The organism is Pseudomonas sp. W2Aug9 (genome assembly GCF_023127755.1).
In the GTDB taxonomy this organism is placed as follows: Bacteria; Pseudomonadota; Gammaproteobacteria; order Pseudomonadales; family Pseudomonadaceae; genus Aquipseudomonas; species Aquipseudomonas synxantha_A.
This window is the reverse complement of sequence record NZ_SPKL01000019.1, coordinates 1-19,601: the sequence shown is the minus strand read 5'-3', so window position 1 is coordinate 19,601 and position 19,601 is coordinate 1. Positions and strand designations below refer to the sequence as shown.

18 protein-coding genes are annotated in these 19,601 nt (G+C 61.3%); 6 read left to right on the top strand and 12 right to left on the bottom strand.

Annotation, left to right across the window (positions count from 1 at the left end; genetic code table 11):
- Positions 1 to 35 precede the first annotated feature (35 nt).
- On the top strand, positions 36 to 593 hold the full coding sequence (locus tag E3O56_RS13655) for a DUF4136 domain-containing protein (protein WP_032878099.1): 558 nt from the start codon (positions 36 to 38) through the stop codon (positions 591 to 593).
- A gap of 128 nt (positions 594 to 721) precedes the next feature.
- Positions 722 to 2,665: a pilus assembly protein TadG-related protein gene (locus tag E3O56_RS13650; protein ID WP_103733869.1), complete on the top strand. Its 1,944-nt coding sequence runs from the start codon at positions 722 to 724 to the stop codon at positions 2,663 to 2,665.
- Here E3O56_RS13650 and E3O56_RS13645 read toward each other — a convergent pair.
- Both E3O56_RS13645 and E3O56_RS13640 read right to left on the bottom strand, forming a co-directional pair.
- Complete coding sequence (locus E3O56_RS13645; protein ID WP_248128422.1) at positions 2,650 to 5,403, bottom strand: PAS domain-containing sensor histidine kinase; 2,754 nt, start codon at positions 5,401 to 5,403, stop codon at positions 2,650 to 2,652. The two genes, E3O56_RS13650 and E3O56_RS13645, sit on opposite strands and share 16 nt — an antisense overlap.
- Entirely contained in the window at positions 5,400 to 5,837 is a 438-nt protein-coding gene (locus tag E3O56_RS13640) for a TadE family protein (protein WP_032878095.1), read from the bottom strand. Before E3O56_RS13640 ends, E3O56_RS13645 begins: the two co-directional genes overlap by 4 nt.
- A 71-nt stretch (positions 5,838 to 5,908) precedes the next feature.
- Here E3O56_RS13640 and E3O56_RS13635 point away from each other — a divergent pair, with 71 nt between their 5' ends.
- Entirely contained in the window at positions 5,909 to 6,358 is a 450-nt protein-coding gene (locus E3O56_RS13635) for a prepilin peptidase (protein ID WP_248128421.1), read from the top strand.
- Between the two features lie 123 nt (positions 6,359 to 6,481).
- Positions 6,482 to 7,267 carry a response regulator transcription factor gene (locus tag E3O56_RS13630; protein ID WP_248128420.1) on the top strand — a complete coding sequence of 262 codons (786 nt, stop codon included), beginning with the start codon at positions 6,482 to 6,484 and terminating at the stop codon, positions 7,265 to 7,267.
- Between the two features lie 75 nt (positions 7,268 to 7,342).
- Here the strand turns inward: E3O56_RS13630 and E3O56_RS13625 are convergent, their stop codons facing one another.
- From E3O56_RS13625 to cpaB, 8 genes are read right to left on the bottom strand one after another with little or no spacing between them, the layout of a single operon-like run.
- Positions 7,343 to 7,615, bottom strand: coding sequence for a DUF3613 domain-containing protein (locus E3O56_RS13625; RefSeq protein WP_032878092.1), 273 nt, complete (start codon positions 7,613 to 7,615; stop codon positions 7,343 to 7,345).
- A gap of 10 nt (positions 7,616 to 7,625) precedes the next feature.
- Positions 7,626 to 8,351 carry a tetratricopeptide repeat protein gene (locus E3O56_RS13620; RefSeq protein WP_078820194.1) on the bottom strand — a complete coding sequence of 242 codons (726 nt, stop codon included), beginning with the start codon at positions 8,349 to 8,351 and terminating at the stop codon, positions 7,626 to 7,628.
- A 10-nt stretch (positions 8,352 to 8,361) separates the two neighbouring features.
- Positions 8,362 to 9,249 (bottom strand): type II secretion system F family protein, encoded by an 888-nt coding sequence (locus tag E3O56_RS13615; protein WP_248128419.1) that lies wholly within the window; start codon positions 9,247 to 9,249, stop codon positions 8,362 to 8,364.
- Position 9,250: 1 nt separating this feature from the next.
- A complete protein-coding gene (locus E3O56_RS13610; RefSeq protein WP_032878090.1) occupies positions 9,251 to 10,132 on the bottom strand; it encodes a type II secretion system F family protein in 882 nt (293 codons plus the stop codon).
- Between the two features lie 8 nt (positions 10,133 to 10,140).
- Positions 10,141 to 11,412, bottom strand: a complete 1,272-nt coding sequence (locus tag E3O56_RS13605) for a CpaF family protein (RefSeq protein WP_032878088.1) — start codon at positions 11,410 to 11,412, stop codon at positions 10,141 to 10,143.
- Entirely contained in the window at positions 11,409 to 12,602 is a 1,194-nt protein-coding gene (locus E3O56_RS13600) for a pilus assembly protein (protein WP_032878087.1), read from the bottom strand. Before E3O56_RS13600 ends, E3O56_RS13605 begins: the two co-directional genes overlap by 4 nt.
- A complete protein-coding gene (locus E3O56_RS13595) occupies positions 12,599 to 13,804 on the bottom strand; it encodes a type II and III secretion system protein family protein (RefSeq protein WP_032878086.1) in 1,206 nt (401 codons plus the stop codon). Before E3O56_RS13595 ends, E3O56_RS13600 begins: the two co-directional genes overlap by 4 nt.
- Positions 13,805 to 13,823: 19 nt before the next feature.
- Positions 13,824 to 14,768: a Flp pilus assembly protein CpaB gene (gene cpaB / locus E3O56_RS13590; RefSeq protein ID WP_103733866.1), complete on the bottom strand. Its 945-nt coding sequence runs from the start codon at positions 14,766 to 14,768 to the stop codon at positions 13,824 to 13,826.
- A 335-nt stretch (positions 14,769 to 15,103) separates the two neighbouring features.
- Here cpaB and E3O56_RS13585 point away from each other — a divergent pair, with 335 nt between their 5' ends.
- Positions 15,104 to 15,301, top strand: coding sequence for a Flp family type IVb pilin (locus E3O56_RS13585; RefSeq protein WP_248128418.1), 198 nt, complete (start codon positions 15,104 to 15,106; stop codon positions 15,299 to 15,301).
- Positions 15,302 to 15,354: 53 nt separating this feature from the next.
- Positions 15,355 to 15,756, top strand: a complete 402-nt coding sequence (locus E3O56_RS13580; protein ID WP_248128417.1) for a response regulator — start codon at positions 15,355 to 15,357, stop codon at positions 15,754 to 15,756.
- A gap of 576 nt (positions 15,757 to 16,332) precedes the next feature.
- Here E3O56_RS13580 and E3O56_RS13575 read toward each other — a convergent pair.
- Both E3O56_RS13575 and E3O56_RS13570 read right to left on the bottom strand, forming a co-directional pair.
- The gene (locus tag E3O56_RS13575) at positions 16,333 to 18,015 is read right to left on the bottom strand and encodes a POTRA domain-containing protein (RefSeq protein ID WP_078820198.1); all 1,683 of its coding nucleotides are present in this window, start codon (positions 18,013 to 18,015) and stop codon (positions 16,333 to 16,335) included.
- Between the two features lie 186 nt (positions 18,016 to 18,201).
- Positions 18,202 to 19,601: collagen-like triple helix repeat-containing protein (locus tag E3O56_RS13570; RefSeq protein ID WP_248128416.1), on the bottom strand; the 1,400-nt coding region annotated here is incomplete at its 5' end.

Genomic DNA, 19,601 nt, shown 5'->3' with positions numbered 1-19,601 from the left:
TCATTTCAGGTTCATGTCGTTTTCTGGAGAACATCATGTTGGGTCGCATCGCTGCACTTGCTGTTGTTGTGTTGCTGGGCGGTTGCCAGAGCAACCAGGTCAACCACGATTTCGACGCCAGCCGCGACTTTGGCGCCTACCGCAATTGGGCCTGGAAAGACCCGGCGTTGCAGTACCGCCCCGATGACCCGCGGATCAAGAGCGACCTCACCGAGCAGCGCATCCGCCAGGCCGTGGGCGAGCAACTCGACCAACGCGGCCTGCGCCCGGCAGCGGCAGGTACCAAGGCCGACCTGAATGTACAGGCGTACCTGATCGTCGAAGACCGCCAGCAACAAGTCACCACCAACTACGGCGGCGCCTGGGGCGGCCCATGGAATGGCTACTGGGGCGCGCCGATGTACAACGAAACGCGCAACATCACCTATAAAGTGGCGACCATCCAGATCGACCTGCTCGACGGCAAGGACGGCAAACTGGTGTGGCGCGGCAGCGACGAGCAAATGATGGCCAGCACGCCTAATCCGGAAGATCGCAGCAAGGCCATCCGCAGTACGGTGACCAAAATCCTTTCCAACTATCCTCCGCACTAATCAACATCGGATAACTAATGTGGGAGGGAAACTTTTATCAGTCGTCAATGTGGCGAGTTGCCAGCAACCTGCCTGTCCCTTGTCTACACTCCAGTGCAACCCCGGTGAGTTAGCGCAGGAGTGCTTCGATGTCTCCCCGATTCGGTTCCAGGCAGCGTGGGGCAATAGGCTTGATGGCGGCAGGCACCTTGGCCTTGGCCCTGGTGTTTACTTTGCTGGCGGTCGACAGCGGGCGTCTGTATCTGGAAAAGCGCAAGCTGCAGTCCGTCGCCGATACTTCGGCGCTGGAAGCGGCCGGCCTCGGTGGTCAGTGCGGCGCCAACACCACGGCCAACGCCTACGCCACGCAAAACGCTGCGCGCAATGGTTTTGTGGTCGGCAATGGCCGCACCTTGGCCGTAACGTGCGGGACCCTGGCCACCAACGCCCTGAACACTCGGGTGTTTACCGCCGATGCCACCAAGAGCGACGCGATCCGCGTGGTGGCTTCGCGCACGGTGATGAGCAGCATCGCCAACGGTCTGTGGAACCTCTTTAGTGGCGCGCCGATCACCGCGCAAATCAACCTGAGCGCCACCGCTGTCGCGGCGACGCCTCCTCCGGTAGCGCAGTTGTCGATCCGCAGCAGCCTGGCCAGTGTCGATTCGAGCAAGTCGCCAATACTGAACCTGGTCATCGGCAACCTGCTGGGGGGCAACCTGTCGCTCACGGCAGCCGGTTGGAACGGCTTGTTGCAGACCAACGTCAACCTGCTCAGTTATCTGGACCAGTTAGCGATCGACTTGCAGGTAAAGGCTGGAGACTACGATGCATTACTTAACACCGCCGTCTCCGCTACCCAGTTGATCGATGCCGCCGTCAAGGTCTTGCAGAAAAACGGCGCGGCGGTCACGTCGGTGATCAATGACGTGATTTCTATTGAAGCGATTGCGCCTAATTCCAAGCTGTTGACGGTGGGGGACCTGATCGACATCGCCACTGGCACGCCGACGGCGGCGCTCAATACCAATGTGCAACTGTTTCAGTTGCTCGAAGCGGTGGCGCAGTTGTCCAGCAGCAAGAATGCCGTGAGTGCGGCGGCGCAAATCGCTATTCCGCTGGTGGGCAACGTTTCGATCCAGACCAAAGTCATTGAGCCGCCGCAGTTGTCGGCCATTGGCAATCCGGCATTGGCGAAGAAGGGCTTATTGAATGTCCCTCCGACCGATCAGATTTTTGTGCGTACTGCGCAAGTGCGCACATTGGTGACCGTACAGGCGCCGATTATCAAGGCCGTGTCCGGCGTGGCTTCCATATTGACGGGGCTGGGTACGCCGGTGTCTCAAGTGGTCAAGGGCTTGTTGAACCTCAACCTGCCGGCAGTGGTGGGAGGGGTGCTATGCCTGGTGGCCTGCAATGTGGCTGATGTTGATGTTACGACGTCGCTGGCCATTTACATTGAGGCCGGCAGCGCGCAAACCCATGTCACGGACTTCAATTGCGACTCGCCGGCCTCCAAATCCTTGACGGTGAAAACCACTACGTCCCTGGCTACCCTGGCGGTTGGTACGGTGGATCCGGTAGCGGCTTTTTCTTCATCCGCACCTGTCAATGTGCAGCCTGTCAGGCTGATCGATTTTGGCGAGCGCTACTGTGTTGTCCTGACGCTGTTGTGCAGCCCCACCCGTACACCCAATGTGGGGGGCGGTTTGCTGTTGAAGGCCAACTCCACCATTGCCGCGCAAACCAGCACGATGGTGTTTTCGCCGGTTGCCGAGATGAATGCGCCGCCGACCTATAAGTTCGCGCCGGGCACAGCCAATATCGTCGGTAGCCTGGCGGCGACTTTAAATGGCTTGCAGGTGACTTACGCACCGCCCAGCGGCAGCGTATCCAACGGTGCGCTGGCTGGCGTCGCCGGGCTGCTGGCGACAATCACCACGGCGGTGGTGGGGCTGATCCAGAACGTGCTGTCGCCGATCCTTGATCCCATCGTCAACACGTTGCTCAGTGCCTTGGGCATCAACTTGGGCAACGCCGAAGTTGGCGCCAACCTCACCTGCCATATGGGCCGGGCTTACCTGGTGATCTGATCCTGGACGATGGGCAGTTCTACGCAGAATTTCGCTCCCGCCTCGCCATTGCTGACGCTCAGGCGCCCGCCCATGTTTTCTACAATCCCATAGCTCACCGAGAGCCCCAGCCCGGTGCCTACGCCGATTGGCTTGGTGGTAAAGAACGGCTCGAAAATCCGTTCCAGCAAGCGCGGGTCAATGCCGCCTGCGTTGTCTTCGACCCAGATGCGTACATGGTGGCGGTCATGCTCGCTGTACAGGGCAATCCAGGGGCGCAGTGCGGGATTCTTTTCGCGCTGGCTGAGCAGCGCGTCGCGGGCGTTGACCATCAGGTTGATCAGCACCTGTTCCAACTGATCGACGTAGCCTTTGACCTGCACCGCAAAGTCCGCAGGTGTGATGCGCACTTCCACACCTTTGCCACGCAAGCCTTCGCTGAGCAACGCCAGGGTGCCTTCCAGCGCTTGCGCCGGGTCGAACGGTTGCTGCTCGATTTCCGAGCGACGGCCGAACACGCGCATGTGGTCGACCACCCGGGCTGCGCGTTGCACCTGGGCGTCGATGCGCTGGAGTTTTTCGGTGAGATAGTCGATTTGCACATCGCCATTGCCCAGGCGCTTGAGCACGTTGACGACGGCCATATGCATTACGTTCAGCGGCTGGTTGATCTCATGGGCCAGGCCGGTAGCCATTTCGCCGAGGGTGGCCATTTTGGCGCTTTGGGTCAGTTGTTGTTGTGAGCGGCGCACTTCAGTGTTGTCGCGGCCCACGGCTTGCACTTCCACCAGGGTGCCTTGCTGATCAAACACGCCACGGTCGGACCACACCCACCAGGCATGTTCGCGTCCGGGCAGTTGCAGGCTGATCTCGGCGGTGCTGACCGGGAATTCGGGGGTCAATCGCGCGATGCGTTGCACAAAGGACGCGCGCTGTTCATCCGACAGCCATTGGCCTAGGTCAATGCCCGGCAATTGGGCGGGCTGGCATTCCAGGTAGTTGGCCAGCGGCGTGTTGCCGAAGGTCAGGATCAGGTCGGGCCGGTAGCGGCAGATCATTGCCGGTGAGTCTTCCACCAGGATGCGGTAGCGCTCCTCACTCTGGCGCACTTGCTCAGCCGCCAGGGTCGCTTCGGTCACGTCCAGCCACAGGCCCACGGCTTCCACCGGCAGGCCGAGGTCATCGCGCAACAGCTTGGCTTCGTCGAGCAGCCAGTGGTAATGGCCTTGTTTATCGCGCAACCGGTAGCGGCTGCGCACGGTGCCTTCGCGCAGCAGTTGGCGGGTGCGTTCAAAGTAGAGTTCGCGGTCGTCGGGGTGGATCAGCGTTGCCAGGGTGTCGTGGTTGCACTCGGCCAAGGTCCAGCCCAGCAGCGGTAACAGGCTGGCGCTGAAAAACGCCGGGTGCAGCGCGCCGTTGACGTAGCGCTGTACATAGATCACCGCCGGTGAGCTGGCAATCAGGTTGTCCAGGCGCGCATGGGCGGAGGCGGCTTGCAGTTGCTGGTTCTTGATGTCGCTGATGTCGAGCATGAAGCCGATCCAGCGCCGCTCACTGCCCACGCCCAGCACTTGCCCCTGTATGCGATACCAGAGCGGCGCCTGCTCGGCCTGTGTGCGTTGCAGGCGTACGCTGGTCAGCAACGGCTTGCCCAGGGCTTGCAGATCTTGCAGGCGGCTATTGAGGGCTTGGCGGTCGGCGGGGTGGATCAATCCGAGCCAGGTGTCGAGGGCCTGGCGGGTGGGGCCGTCCTCCTGGCTCAGGTTGCGCAGCAGTTGTGGCGCCAGCTGGATCTCTTGGGTGGCGGGCAACAGTTCCCACCAGCCGGTGCCGAGCAGGCCCTGCAAGGCTTCCACCCGTTCCAGTTGTTGGTGGTGGCGCTGTTCACGCAGGCGGCTCAGCAGTGGCGCGGCGAGGGCGGCGCACAGGGTGAGCCAGTCACGTTCGCGGGTGTGATCCACCTGGCCGTCGTAGCAGCCACACAACAACCAGGCCGCCACGCCGTGGCTGTCGCGGTAGGGCACCAGCAAACCGCCGACGTTGCCGAAGATGCTGTGCAGGCGCGGGTTCTCGCTGCGGCCCAGGGCAATGTCCAGGTTCAGAGGCATGTTGCCGTTCAGGCTGTCGAGGCTGGTGCCAAGATGTTGCCCGGTTTGCCACAGGGCCGGGGCATCATGGGCGGCGTATTGGCTGTAGATGCGCCAACCCTGATCGTCTTCGTCGAGCAGCGCCATCGCTACGCAAGGTATGCGCCAGCGCTGGGCCACGCTGCGCAGGTGCTCGTTGAACACCTGTGGCAGGCGGTTGACGCTGCACACGCGCAGTTGTTCGCTCATCAGGCTAGCGAGTTGATGGTTCTGTTCGCGCTGTTGCATCCGTGCCCGGTCGGCCAGCAGGTCGGTGACATCCAGCAGACGCAGGGCCCAGCCGTCGCCCTCTGGCTCAAGCCAGCCGCGGGTGTGCAGAACCAGGCCGGCGGCACCCTGAAAGTCCAGGTCCAGACCCTGTCGTTGCCATTGCGGCGGTGCACCTTCGACACTCAGCGCGCTGCTTGGGCACAGCAATGTGCGCAACGGCGGGTTGGGCGTGTTGACCAGGTGTTGGTCGAGCAGAGGCCGCAGGCTACCGGCAATGCTTAGCACTTGGCCCAGGTTGTCCAGTTGCAACTGCAGGCCCGGCGCAGGCGTTGCCGGGGCATCCAGGGCCAAGGCGCTGCTGCGCCCGCGCAGGCGTGCGAACAATTTATCCCCCGTCGTCAAAACTGAAGGCTCGAGGTAGCGGTCAGGTTGGTGGGCAGGTTCGGAACGGTGCCAACGCCAGGCAATACCAGGGCCGGCAATACCGCTTTGATGTTGGCTGATGGATAAGTGATTTTCACCGTCAGCAAGTTATTGGTGTAAGTGGCGGTGATGTAGCCGGGCAAAAAATTCAAGGAGCCGGGGATCCAGTTCAACTGCGCCTGGGCTGCATCTTTGGCGCGCTGCACAACCAAAGCCGAATAGCCTGCGGTGCCTGGGTCCAGTGACACACTGCGGCGCACGCCTTCTGCCGCCGCCTGGTGGAACGACTGCATCAGCAGCAGCGGCAAGCTGTAGCTGAGGAGGCCGTAGAACACCGCAAAGAAGATTACGAAGACCAAGGCAAACTCGATCGCCGCCGCACCTTTTTGCTTTCTCGGGAGGCCTGATTTCATGACTGCGTCTACCCTGAGGCGAGTACCTGATATCAGCATAGAATCATTCGGCAAAAAGGGATGTTTTTTACGTGATCCAGAATGTAGTGATATTGCTGTGGTTGGGGCTGTGCGCTTTACAGGATATGCGTGAGCGGCAAATTGCTAATACGCTGACCCTGGGCGTCGGATTACTGGCGTTGATCTACCTGCTGTGGACCGGCTCGACGTGGCTCGGTGCTCCACGTAGCGATGGCGGCCTGGCCCTGGTGCTGGCGCTCGCCCTGACCCTGCCGGGTTATGCGTTGGGCCGCTTCGGCGCCGGGGATGTGAAGTTGTTGGCAGCCCTGGGCCTGGCCTCCAATACCGAGTATCTGCTGGGGTCTCTGATTGGCGCGGGCATCGCCATCGTGGCTTGGGCACTTATGCATCAAGGGCTTAGCTCAAGCCATGTAGAGCGGGACGCGCAGGTGTCAACAAAACAGCCTTTTGCACCCTTTGTTCTGACAGGTTATGCCGCCTGCTGGCTTTGGATCCACTAGTCGTTCGAGTTGATTAGTCGTATGTACATAGTCAGAAAGTACGTCTACGTTTAATGAGTGGTTGTGGGATTTTTCGTCAGAAAGGATAGGTCACCTTTTGGCTTGCCAGGCATGGAGTAGCGCGTGAACAAGCTTACATCTGCAGTAAAAGTGCTCGTAGTCGACGACCAACCGTTAATCGTAGAGGAACTCTGTGAATTTCTTGAAAGCAGCGGGTACCGTTGTGTCCCGTGCGAGTCCAGCAAACAAGCTATAGAGCGTTTCAGCGAAGACCCTCTGATCGGCCTGGTGCTGTGCGATCTGCATATGCCGGACATGGATGGCATCGAACTGGTTCAGGCGTTGCAACGCGTCGCCGGCAAGCATCGTGCATTTGAAGCGATCATGCTCACCGGGCGCGCCGAAAAGCAGGATGTGATCAAGGCCCTGCGTGCAGGGATCGCCGATTACTACCAGAAACCGATCAACCTGGATGAACTGCTCGAAGGCCTCAAGCGCCAGGAAGCGGCATTGGAGGAGCGGCAAAAGGACCTGCAACTGGGTACGCTTAACCAGAAGTTGCAGTACCTGTCCGAATCCATCAATGACTTGTATATGGACCTGGACAAGGTGCGGCGCAACCCGGCGCCCAAGGCCAGCGACGGCGAGGCGATGGCTGACGAAGCCGGGCCAGTGGAAATCCCGGCGATCTTCAATCAGTTGTCTCCGCGCCAGTTGGACGTGGCGCGCCTGGTCGGCAAGGGGCAGACCAACTACCAGATTGCCTGTGAACTGGGGATCACCGAGAACACGGTCAAGCTGTATGTGTCCCAGGTGCTGCGCCTGACCCATATGCACAATCGCACACAGTTGGCGCTGGCGTTGTCACCGAGCAACTCGGCGATGGGCCAGCGGGTGACGGCGCACTGAAAGCCCAGTCAACGGCAGAGCAAAAGCAGGTAGAGATTCAATGTGGGAGGGGGCTTGCCCCCTCCCACAGTCACCCTATTTATTCCCGCTCTGCGCAGACCCGCCCACCTTCTGATCAAAGAACTCCGGGATCGGATGCTTGTTGCTGTCCAGCCAGCGCTTCAGCGCCTGCTCGCGTTCCGCCGGCGTGGTCTTTTGCGGGTTGGCCGAGGCTGCGCGCCCGCTGAGTTGCAGGGCCATCCAGTTTTCTGTTTCCGCCTGCTGCGGCGAAGACGGTCCAGCCTCGATGGCCGATGCTGCGTAGGGCAGGGCCAGCAATGCGAGGCTGGCGAGGTAATGGAGTTTCATCATCGGCTCCCTATTTCACAGACGCCGGCAGCGTGTCGCTGACGGCCGCTACCTGGTCTTTGGATGGACGGACCGTTGCCGCAGCCGCACCCTTGATGCGTTGCGCGCGTGCCTGGGCCTGCGTCACTTGCTCGGGGCTCAGCCCGAGTTGGCCGACCACTTTTGCGGCCTGCTCCCAGTTGTCCTGGTAAATCAGCAAGGTCACCAGGTTCACCGCCGCCAATTGATCGCTCTGCTTGAGTTCGATGGCGGTCATGAATTCAAAGCGTGCGTCTTCAAGGCGCAGTTGATCGAGGTACACCACGCCCAAGTCATTGCGGATTTTTTCGTCGGTGGGCGCCAGGCGTGCCGCACGTTGCAGATGGGCCATGGCCTGGCCATTGTCGCCCTTGGCCGATGCCAGTTGCCCCAGGCCGTGCTCGCCATCGGCGGCCAGGCAGGTGCCGAGCAAACTGCGGTACAACGGCTCGGCCTCGGTGCGGCCCAGCAGGCGATAGGCGCGGGCCTGGCGCTGGCGCACCTGAGGCAAGGTAGCGGGCAGGTTTTGCAGGTTGGCCAGGCTGGCGTGCAGCTTGCCTTCGTTGGCCATGTCGTCGGCCAGGTTCAAGGACAGCTCCTGGTCCGAGCTGGGTTTGGGGCAACTGCCGGGCGCCAGCAAGCCGGCCCACGGAGCCTGGCCATTACTGGCGCAGCCACCCAGCATCAGCACGCTTATGGCGACAATCAGTGGCTTCATAACAGACTCCTCAGAAGTTATTCAGGGCGCGGGAGATGGCGATCATGGCCGGGCCCCCGAGCACAATCAGCAAGGCTGGAAACAGGAACACCATCATCACCACCGACATCTTCGCCGACATTTTCGAGATGTATTCCTGCAGGCGAGTCAGACGGCGGTCATCGAGCAATTGCTTGAGCGCCAGCAGCGACTTCATCGCGCCGCCGCCCTGCTGAATCAGTTGCTGAAGAATGATGCAGGTGTCGGTGAGCTCGTCCACCGCCAGCAGGCGTGCGGTCTTGCCCAGCTCCTCGGACAGCTCCAGGCCCGAGTCGACTCGCGCCAGGATCAGGCGCAGTTCATGGGTCAAGTCAGGGAGCAGGCGCTGGGCTTCGGTACTCAACACTCGCAGTGATTGCTCAACCGCCATGCCGGATTCGAACAGGATGCGCAGCAGTGGAATGAACGTGGAGATTTCCCGAGCAATGCGTTCCTGGCGATATTTGGCGCTGAGGGCCAGGACGCGCTTGGGCAGCAGGTAACCAATCCCCAGGGCCACCGCCGGCGCGATCCACGGCGAGCCGGCATGGGGGAACAGCAGTTGCTGGCCCAGTAGGGTCAGGCCCAGCAGCACGATCGGTACGCCGACCTGGCAGGCGGCAAACATCGAGCGTTGGTTGGCCTTGCGCCAGCCGACACGGTTGAGCAGGGTCTGTGTTTCGTTGTCCAGGCTGACCGAGCGCTGGGCCACCTGGCTTGCGCCCAGTTGGCGCATCAGGCTGCCGAGTTTGTCTTCGCGGGTCAGGTGGCCTTGCAGGCGCTGGCTGACCATGCGCTGGCGCCGCCGTTGCTCCAGCAGGTTGCCGGCTATCAAGGCGACGGCGGCGAGCAACAGCAGGATGCTGATCAGAATCGCCATTTCAAATACTCCGCAACATGCGCCACATGACGAAGGTGCCCGTGATGTCGAGCGCCACCGCGGCCAGCAACAAATAGCGCCCGGTACCGTCATTCCACATGCTCATCAGATAACCCGGGTTGACCATCAGGAAGTAGCCCACCATGACGATGGGCAAGCCCGCCAACACATAAGCGGTCATGCGTGTTTCACCGGTCATGGCCTTGAGTTGGCGTGCGCCCTGCTCACGCTCGCGAATCATCTTGATCAGGTTCTCCAGCAATTCACTGGCGTTGCCGCCGTAGCGGTGGTTGACCTTCAAGCCCAGGGCAAACAGGCGAAACTCATCGCGTTCATAGAACTCGGCAAAGTCGCTGACAGATTCCGGCAGGCTTACGCCCATCTGCACGTTGCGCTGGATGCGGCTCATGGCCTGCTTGAGTGGCGCCTCGGTGCTGTCGATAGCACCCAGTACGGCATCGGCGAGGGTACGGCCCGACTTGAGGCTGCGCACGCTGTGGTCCAGCAGTTGCGGCAATTGTTCGATCATGCGCTGCACGCGTCGCTGGTAGCGCCAGGCAATGTACAAGCGCAGCAGCAGCGGCGGCGCTATCAACAGGGTGAGCAAACCCAGCCAGTCGGCCAGCAGGTAGCCCAGCAACATGCCCACGGCCCAGCAACAGAGCCACAACCCGAGGCGATCGGTGGGTTTGCCCAGGCCGGCACGCTGGAACATGCGCTCCAGCGCAATCCAGCTGCCGTTCGGTTCCTGGGGCAACGGCTGGCCGTCGGCGAGACGCTCCAGCACGCGGTCGGTGCCCGCCTGGCGCAGCCCGCGCTGGAACAGCCACACCGACAGGCTGATCAGCAGGATGCAGATGAGCAGCAAGATAAGTCCGGTCATGGTGCCCTCTACAACGGCAATGCCGATTCACGCCGCAGCTTGTCGCCGGCCGGGTTGAGCGCCTCGCGCAGGAAGCCAAAACCGGTACGGCGGTCCAGGCGAAACAGGGTATTGGTGACATACACGTCATCGCGCACGCCCACCACTTCCACCACCTCGCTGACGCATCGGCGCCCATCGGGCAGGCGTGTCAGCTGGATCACCACATCGAGTGCCGCACAGATCATTTGTCGCAGGGTTTTTTCCGCCACCACGCGCCCGGTCAGACCCACCAGGGTTTCCAGGCGCAGCAGCGCGTCCTGGGCATTGTTGGCGTGCACGGTGCTCATGGAACCATCGTGGCCGGTGTTCATGGCGGTCATCACGTCGAGTACTTCCACGCCGCGAATTTCGCCAAGAATGATGCGGTCGGGGCGCATCCGCAGGGCGTTACGGATCAGGTCGCTGGCTTTGACCTCGCCATGCCCTTCGGCATTGGGCGGGCGGGTTTCCAGGCGCACCACATGGGGGTGGCCCAGTTGCAGTTCGGCCACATCCTCGATAGTGACCAGGCGCTCATGGGGGTTGATCAATTGGCTGAGGATATTGAGCAGTGTGGTCTTGCCGGTACCGGTGCCGCCACTGATAAGGATATTGCAGCGCTTGCCCACCGCCTCCTGGAAGAACTCGAAGATGCTGTGGTCTATGGTTTGCATCGCCACCAGGTCGCTGCTCTTGAGCATGTCCTTGCGAAACTTTCGGATCGACAGGCAGGGCCCATCCAGGGCAATCGGCGGGATGATCGCGTTGACCCGGCTGCCGTCGGGCAGGCGCGCATCGACCATTGGCGAGGATTCATCCAGGCGCCGCCCCAGTGGCGCAAGGATGCGCTGCATGACGCGCTCCACATGGTGCGCATCGATAAAGCGCAGGTCGCTCTGGTACAGCACACCGTCGCGTTCGATAAACACCCGGTGCGGGCCGTTGACCAGGATCTCGGTCACCGACACATCGCGCAGCAGCACTTCCAGTGGGCCGAAGCCGGTCAGCTCATCGACGATTTCTTCGGCCAGGCGCTCCATTTCATAGCGCGAGATCGCCAGGTGCATCCGCGTGATGTATTCGGCGACTTTGTCGATGACAAATTGCGCCAGGGATTGGCGCGAGCCTTCCAGCAAATTCTGTCCGGACTCCTCGATGGCGTCGATGATGTAGCGATGCAGCACCAGTTTCAGGCCGTCGTGATCGTTGTGCGCGGCGGCGCCGCGAGTTGGGGCGCCGAAGAGTTTTTCGCCGTTCATCGACCTGGCCCCAACAGGCGCTCGAACCAGCGCGTCGAGGGTTTTGCAATGCCCTCGGAGCGTTTCGCCAGGCGCTCACCCAGCTGACGCAGGGCTTGGGTCAAGGCTTCGCGTGGCGCCAAAGTGAACAGGCTTTGCCCCTGGTTCTTGGCGTTCAGGCGCACTTCGGGGCTCAGCGGCAATACGGCGATGCACTCAAGGCCGAAGCTTTTTTCCAGGGCTTCGGTGTCGGGCGCGCAGCCTTTGATATAGCGGTCGACAAGCAGCTTGGCATGGTCGAGTTTCATGCCTTTTTCGCGCCACAGGTTCAGCACCGCGAGGTTGCGGCGACAGTCCAGTACGCCCTGGTCGGTGCACCACAGCAGCTTGTCGCAGTGGCTGACAAAGGTGCGCAACGCTTCGCTGTCAGCCTGGCCGGTGAGGTTCACCACGATGTGCTGGAAGTGCTGGCGCAGGGCGCTGAGCAGCATGTACAGCTCGGCGGCGCTGGTCACTTCCAGGGGCTCTTCGTTGCCGGCGTAGGCGAGGATGCGCAAGCCCGTGTCGGTGCTGGTGAACGCGCTGTTGATCAGTGTGGTGTCGAGGCGGCGCAGGTGGCGCAAGGCGTCGCCGAAATTGAAGGTGCTCTCCAGGCCCAGCAGCGCGAGGCTGTCGCCCTTGGGCAGGCCGAGGTCGAGCAGCAGGGTTTGTTGGCCGCTCTTTTGCACCACCATCGCCAGGTGGCTGGCGAGCAGGGCGCCATCGGTATTGCCCTGGGCGCCGTAGAGCACGGTCAGGCCGCCAAGGTGGGCATTGGGCGCGGTGGGCGGCAGGCGTTTGCTCAGGCGCCGCACCAGCCCGGCGACTTCACTGGAGCGCGAGCCATAGGCGACAAAGTCCCTGGCGCCGGCGCGCATGGCGTTGAGTACCAATTGGTTATCCATGCCATCGCCGAGCGCGACCACCGCCAGCATCGGTTTGGCTTCCAGTGCGCCTTCGATCAAGGCGCTTTGGGCCACCAGGTGCTCGCGGTCCAGGCCCACGAACACCAGGTTGGCGAAGGTCACGTCCACCAGCGCCAGCAGTTCGTCGAGGCTGCCGCCGCCCACGCTGATCACTTGACCCAGCGGTGCCAGCGCACCCTGGAGCCATTCCAGGTCGGTGCTGTTGCGGGTGATTGCCAGGAAGGTCTGGCTCAGGCTATCGCTCATTGGGAAAGTCCACTGCGACGGTCGAAGTTGCCGTTTTCCAGGAAGAACAGGCGGAACCAGTTCGGGTCATAGTTGCGCAGTTTTTCGCCGGGCAAGGACGGCAATTGCGCATTGGCCGCCAAGGGTCGAACCAGGTGCGGGGTGACAATCATCAGCAGCTCTTTCTCTTCGCTCTGGATATTGGAGTCACGGAAAAACGCGCCAAGGATCGGGATATCGCCCAGGCCCGGAAGCTTGGCGATGGTGGAGCGGTTGGTGCTGCTGATCAGGCCGCTGATCACGAAGCTTTCGCCATCGGCCAACGATACGCTGGTGTCGGTACGTCGCACGGTCAGGGCCGGCACCTGAATGCCCTCGATGCGGATCGCATTGTTGTAATCCAGTTCGCTGACTTCCGGGGCGACTTTCAGGGCGATGCGGTTGTGGTCGATAACCGTGGGCGTGAGGGTCAGGCGAATGCCGAACTCCTTGTATTCGATGGTGATGGTATCGCTGCCGGCACTGGGCACCGGGATCGGCACTTCACCACCGGCCAGGAAGGTCGCGCTCTGGCCGCTCATGGCCACCAGGCTCGGGCGCGCCAGGGTGTAGGCAAAGCCGCTGCTCTCCAGCGCGTTGATCAATGCCTTGACCCGCCCACCACCGAAACCGATGTTGAAGCTGTCAGCGCTCACCGGCAATTTGAACACGCTCTCGGCTGGAGACAGCAGGTCGGGGCTGCCGAGGAAGAAGTTCTTGCCCATGCCGAGGATCTTGGTGCTGGCTTCCTTGAGCTTGGTACGGCTGACTTCGACGAAGCGGATGTCGGTCTGCACTTGGCTGGGCAGTGTCGGGTCCTCGGAGGGCGACAGCGATTGGCTGGTCAGCGCCGAAGTGGCCTTGCCCTTGACGAACACCATGCTCTGGCGCGGGCCGGTCGAGCAGCTCGTCCACACCATCAGGCTGGTGGCGCCGGTGCCGACGCCGGTCAGCAGGAAATTGCGGTCGCCATTGACCCGCACGTCGGCGATTTTCGGGTCGCCAATGGCCAGGCGCGTGATCGCCACCGGCGAGTGCAGTTCGGTTTGCAAACCTTCGCCCACCTCGACCACAGCGGGCAGTTGGCCCAGGGTGTTGCAGTTACCCGGTGCTGCCATCGCCACGCCCACGGGCAAGCACGGCAGCATCAAGGCCAAGGCCAATTGAGCGTAGCGTTGGCTCATTCAAGGCATCCTTGTTCAATCAGGGGGTTTGGGGTGCTGAGGCTGCGCCGCGAATCACTTCGATGCCGCGGCGCTGGCCGGTGTCGGCAACCGTGGGGGCGATTTTCTTCGGCGGTCCGCTGAGGGCCAATTGAGTGAATTGGTAGAGGTCGCGGTTGGCGCTTTGCACTTTGTCCGGGGTATCGCTTTCGCCAGCCCAGTAGCGGCTGAGCAGTTGCTCATCGGCACTGCGCACGGCCAGGCGCAACGTGCCGGCCTGGGAGGCGAGCATCAGCCGGCTCAGCAGCGGTTCTGGCACTGCCAGCACGACGCTACGCGCGGAGGTACGGCGTTGGGCCGCCTGGGCGCGTTCTTCGGCGGTGGCCGGTGGCGGCACTGCGGGTTGGCCGTCGTTGGCCAGGCCCAGTTGATCGCCGACGCTGAGCAAGCGAATCGCCGGAATAACCACCTGTGCCGACTGCTCGGCATTGGCATTGTCCTGGCGCAGGAACAGCAACACATCGACGTAATCGCCGGGGCTCAACTGGCCACCGGCCCCGATGACTTCATCGACAGCCACGGCCAGGGCGCGTTCATTCGCCCGGATCATGCGGGCCAGGGGGCCGCCGGCGGTGAAGCTTTCTTCGTTCAGCCAGGTGCCGGCACCCAGGGCACGCAAAGGCGCGCGGCCGATGGCCTGGTCGAGACTAGTGAGGCTCCCGGCCGGGACGGTGCGCAGTTTTTCCACCGCCACATCGGCGGCAGTGAGAGCGACGAAAGGCGGCACCGCGTGTACCAGCACCACCACCGGCTGGCGGGTCTGGTCCTCGACGACGGCGACGGTTTTTTCAACGGAAATGACAGGTTCTGGTGATGGGGCCGCCACTGGCACTGGAGAACGGCTAAGCACCAGGCCCCAATACCCTGCAATCAAAGCCCCAACAAGCAGCAAGCCAGCCAGGACCATGCTGATGCGACTGTTCATGACGGCTCTCCCTATCCTGTTGCACGGCTTTTTTCCCGTTACTTCAAACGAGTTAAATTCGCAACTTGGCTGTGATGAACAACTAACGATTTGGCTATTTGAAGGTAGCTCAGCTAGGACAAAATGCCATTACCGAACGAAAAAATTATCTGAGGTTCAAGGGTGGTCCTGTAAATGCAGGATGTGCGGCGTGTTTGCGGCGACTAATACTTTGTGATTAATGCGTTCTTACAGTTGTGAGTGTTAAATTTCTTGACAATGCTCTAGTGGCACACGGCAATCATCGTGCGGGCCAGCTGTAACGGCGCTTTGTGGCGCATGAAGGAGATCTTCCTATGATCCTTGACCTGTTCTTGAAGTTTTACATTCATGCCCAGTTATTTCTGCGTCGCAGAGACGGGGCGTCGGCTATTGAATATGTGATTATTGTGGCCCTTGTTGCGTTGGCTATCATCACGTTCGGCACTGAGATTGGAGATAAAATAAAAGGCGTGTTCCAACAAGTGTCTGATGGTCTACCGGACGCAGGATAACGATAAGTGTCGCAGTTTCTCGTTCCGGTGATTCTTTTTATCAGGTACTGCCCATGAGCAACCCCTCGTCATCCCGCCAAAAAATCCTATTGGTGGACGACGAGGAGGATGCGCTGATCGAGTTGGCCGAATCCCTCGAAAACGAGGGATTCGTCTGCTTTACCGCCATGTCCGTTACTTTTGCCCTGCAAGAACTGACACTTAATCCCGATATCGCCCTGGTTATCACCGACCTGCGTATGCCCGAGGAAAGTGGTATCTCCTTGATCAAGCGCCTGCGCGAACATACCTCTCGCTCGCATTTGCCTGTGATCGTGATGTCCGGTCATGCCGAGATGGATGATGTCAGCGATATGCTGCGCTTGCAGGTGCTGGATCTATTTCGCAAGCCGATCTATCTGGTGCGGTTGATTGATACGCTGGATAACTTGTTTCCCCCCTCGAAGCCTCATTGATCGATGGATCAAATGCGAGTGCTGCCTGACAACTGACAGGTATTGAACTAATACACCTCGGTCAAAATGTGGGAGGGGGGCTTGCCCCCGATAAGCATGGGTATGGACACAGCTTGTGTAGCCGCAGCCAACCGTAACCACGATGCGAAGCGAGCCGCTCTTGATCCTGATCTGCTTTTGATCTCAGGCGCCCCGTTAAACCACGCTGGCCGGAACTCGACAGGGATTTGGGGGGTAAACCGGCAGGGATGCCGGTTTAGCCGCCCCGCGCCATGGATGGCGCGTGGCGGCGGCCCCCCAAATCCATGGCGGATTACGGGCACACCGAGCCTAAGCGAGGTGCCGAGTGGTGGGGCAAGAGCCCTTTTGGTTACTTTTGGGGCTCTTTTCCAAAAGTGACCCGCTGTAAAAGCGGAACCAATAGTGGCCGTTACCTAAATAACGGATATGTACTCGGTCTAATCCAACATCCTGGTCGGCCCTGAGGCCGCCATCGGGAGCAAGTCGAATCGTCGCACCGCCCCTCCCACATGTTCACCGAGTCTGATCCAACAAATGATCAAGGCATCAAGCTCCTCAAAGCTGATAACTGAAACTCAGCGTATACCGTGGCCTGCGGTTAAAACTGTCCAGGGCGATATCCGACATCGGCTTGGCCGCCTCCAGGGCGATGTTGTAGTACTTGTTATCGCCAAAGCGTAACCCCACTGCCGCCGAAGACATGTCGCTGGCCTTGACCGGCAGGTCGTTGAACCAGGTCTTGGCGCGGTCGAGCACCACGTAGGGTTGCAAAACCTTCACCCAGTTGCCAGCACGGTTGAAGCTGTAGTTGACCTCGTACGCCACCCCCCAGCCCTTGTCGCCCGAGCCTTGATCATCAGGATAGCCACGCCCGAAATTTTGCCCGCCGAAGGTGGCACGTTCGCTGTCAGGCAGCGTGTTGTTGCTCCAGTACAACGCACCTGAGAGCACGCCTTGCCAGTTGTCGAAGAACTTGTCGCTTTGCACGCCGGAGAGGCGCAGGCGGAAGAAATCGAGGTCGGGTTTTGCCACGTCCAGGTCACTGCGCGCCTTGGCGCCCAAACCGTCGATGCCTTGGTACAGGCCGCCGCTGATGATGCGTAACCGGCGTGCGTCGGCCTTGCGCCAATCACCCTCGAAGGCGAGGGCGCGCAGGTTGGATTCGATGTCGAAACTCAGCGGGTAGCCCACCAGCTTGTAACGGGTGGTCTGGTCCACCACGTACAGGCGTGTGCCCAGGCTCAATGACTCGGTGGGAGAGGCGATAAACGGGTGGCTCAGGCCGATGGAATAGCGATCGATCGACTGGTGCGGCTTGAGCTCGAAGCCGCCGTCCAGTTGCACGCTGCTGTTGGGGTCGGCGCGGTAACGTTCGGCAGCGAGTGCCAGTTGGGTGCCCTCGGCATTGATGAACTGGTTGTAGTCCACACGGTAGTAATGCTCTTTGTCCTCGCCGGGCGGGAACAGGCCGCTGACGGTCAGTTGTTCGCCCATGAACGTTTGCGAATTGCTGGTGGCGCTGAGCAAGGCTTGCGTACCGCCACGGCTTTTCTGCACCAGGCTCATGCTGGTGGTGAAAGGTTTGCGGCTGGCCTGGATCTGCATGTGCGTGGCGCCATCGGTGGTGCCGGGCGGTGGCACCTGGGCTTGTACGGTCAGGCCGGGAATGCGGCTCATCAGCGTGGTGTAGCGCTCGAAGGTCTTGCGCGTCAGCGGGCGTTCGGCCAACAGTTTTTTCGCCAGTTTGTCGACGTAGGCCGACACCGAGCCGATGTCGCCGGTTTGCTGGTAGTCCTTGATGTAACCCTCCACCAAAACAACGCGGACCAGGCCGTTTTCGAAATTCTGCTGTGGCAGGAACGCGTAGGACAACAGGTAGCCGTCCTCCTGGTAGCGGCGGGTGATGCCACGGGTTGCTTCGATCAATTGCGCGAGGTTGGTCTCACGGCCAATCAGCGGTGCGTAGACTTGGGCCGTCTCGGTCAGCGGGTAAATGGTGCCGCCTTCGATCTGCAGCTTGCGAATGGTGACCTTGGTGTCCATCAACAGGGGCTGGCCGGCAGTCGGCGGTGTTTCAGGCACTTGGGTTTGTGGTGTGGCCGGTCGATAGGCATCGGCGGGCAGGTTGGGTACCGGCAAGGTGCGCACGGTGTCATTGCTGTTCAAAAAGCTGGGAAGGGGCTCGGCCTGGGCGTAAGCGCTGAGGGTTAGCATTAACAACGGCGTTAATACGCGCATAGGACACTCCATGGTCAACTGCAGCAGCGCTTCGGGCCCGCCGGGTTCTGGGACTCGGTTCGGGAGGGTGGCGGCTCATCACACAAGGCGTCGCCCATAAAAAAGACGAGAGACTTATTTAGGGTCTCTCGTCTCAACCAAGCGTAGGCGCTGTAGGGGAGGCCGTCTAATCGGCCAGGTGCATTTCTATTTGCCGGTCAGGCCGTTCAACAAACCGCCCAGACCGCCAGTGGCTGTAGTGCCGCCGGTGGTTGTGGCAGTGCCTGTGGTCGTGGTGGTGGCGCCGATGTTCAAGCCACCGAGCAGGCCACCGCTGGTGCCGGTAGTGCCGCCGGTGACCAAGCCACCCACCGAACCTACAGTGTTGCCGACAGCCGTTACGGTGGTGCCCACTGCGTTGGTGATCGGGTTGGCATTGGCGGCAGTCAGGTTGGTGCCTACGCTGCTGACAGCACCTCCCACTTGCGTCACCAGGCCGTTGACCGGAGCGCCAACGCCAGTGGTAGTACCGATGTTTTGCGTCAGCGCGGTGACGCCGGATGTGACCGGGTTAAGCGCGGCGCCGACATTGGTTGCCACTGCCGCGACTGGTGCCGTGGCGCCTGTGTTGGCGACACCTGTACCACCCAGCACAGTCCCTACCGAAGCGATGGTGTTGCCCAGCGCGCCACCGGTTACACCCGCTGCACTGACCGTGCCGTTGGTGTTGCCGACATTGAGGCCGGTACCGACGTTGCTGACCAGGCCGCCGACCAGTTCTGGAATGCCGGGAGCTGCGGTGCCACCGGTTGGGGCGACATAGCCGCCAGACTTGTCGAGCGTGCCGCCAACGCCAGTCAGCACGCTGCCGACCACGGTAGTGACAGGGTTGCCGGTACCGCCAGTACTGGCGACTTGAGTCCCCAGGCTGGTGACCGTCGAGCCGACTTTATCCAGCAGGCCATTGACTGGAGTGCCCAGGCCGGTTGCCGTACCGAGGTTGCCGGTGGTGTTTTCCACCAGCGATACCACAGGCACCACTACTTTGCCGCCGAGGGTGTTGGTCAACGAGCCCAATGGGCCGGTGGTGCTGGCGGTACTGAGGGTATCGCCGAGCATGGTTACCGTAGTGCCGACTTTATCCACTACGCCGCCGACTGCAGTGCCTACGCCACCTGTCAGGCCGCCGACGACGGGTACACCGCCGAGGGTGGTCGACAGTGATTGGCCGGTGGTCGAAAGGCCGCTGCCCAAGTCAGCAACGCCGCCGCCGACACCTGCGACCGTAATGCCCAGCGAGTTGCTGCTGGTCCCCAGGGAACCCAAGCCTGTTGTGACTCCGGTGCCGATGGTGTTGACAGCCGTGCCGACCGAGGTGACCAGCCCGCCTGCTGTTGTGCCTACGATCGGAACCGCGGTCAGGGTGCCGCCGAGATCACCCACCGCTGTGCCTACATTGCCTACGGTGGTGCCGAGGGTGCCGGCGATCTGGCCAGTGATCAGTGGGGTGGTTGTCGAACCTGTTCCGCCGCCAGTGCCACCACCCGTCCCGCCGGTGCCGCCACCTGTGCCGCCAGTACCGCCGCCGGTCCCACCAGTGCCGCCGC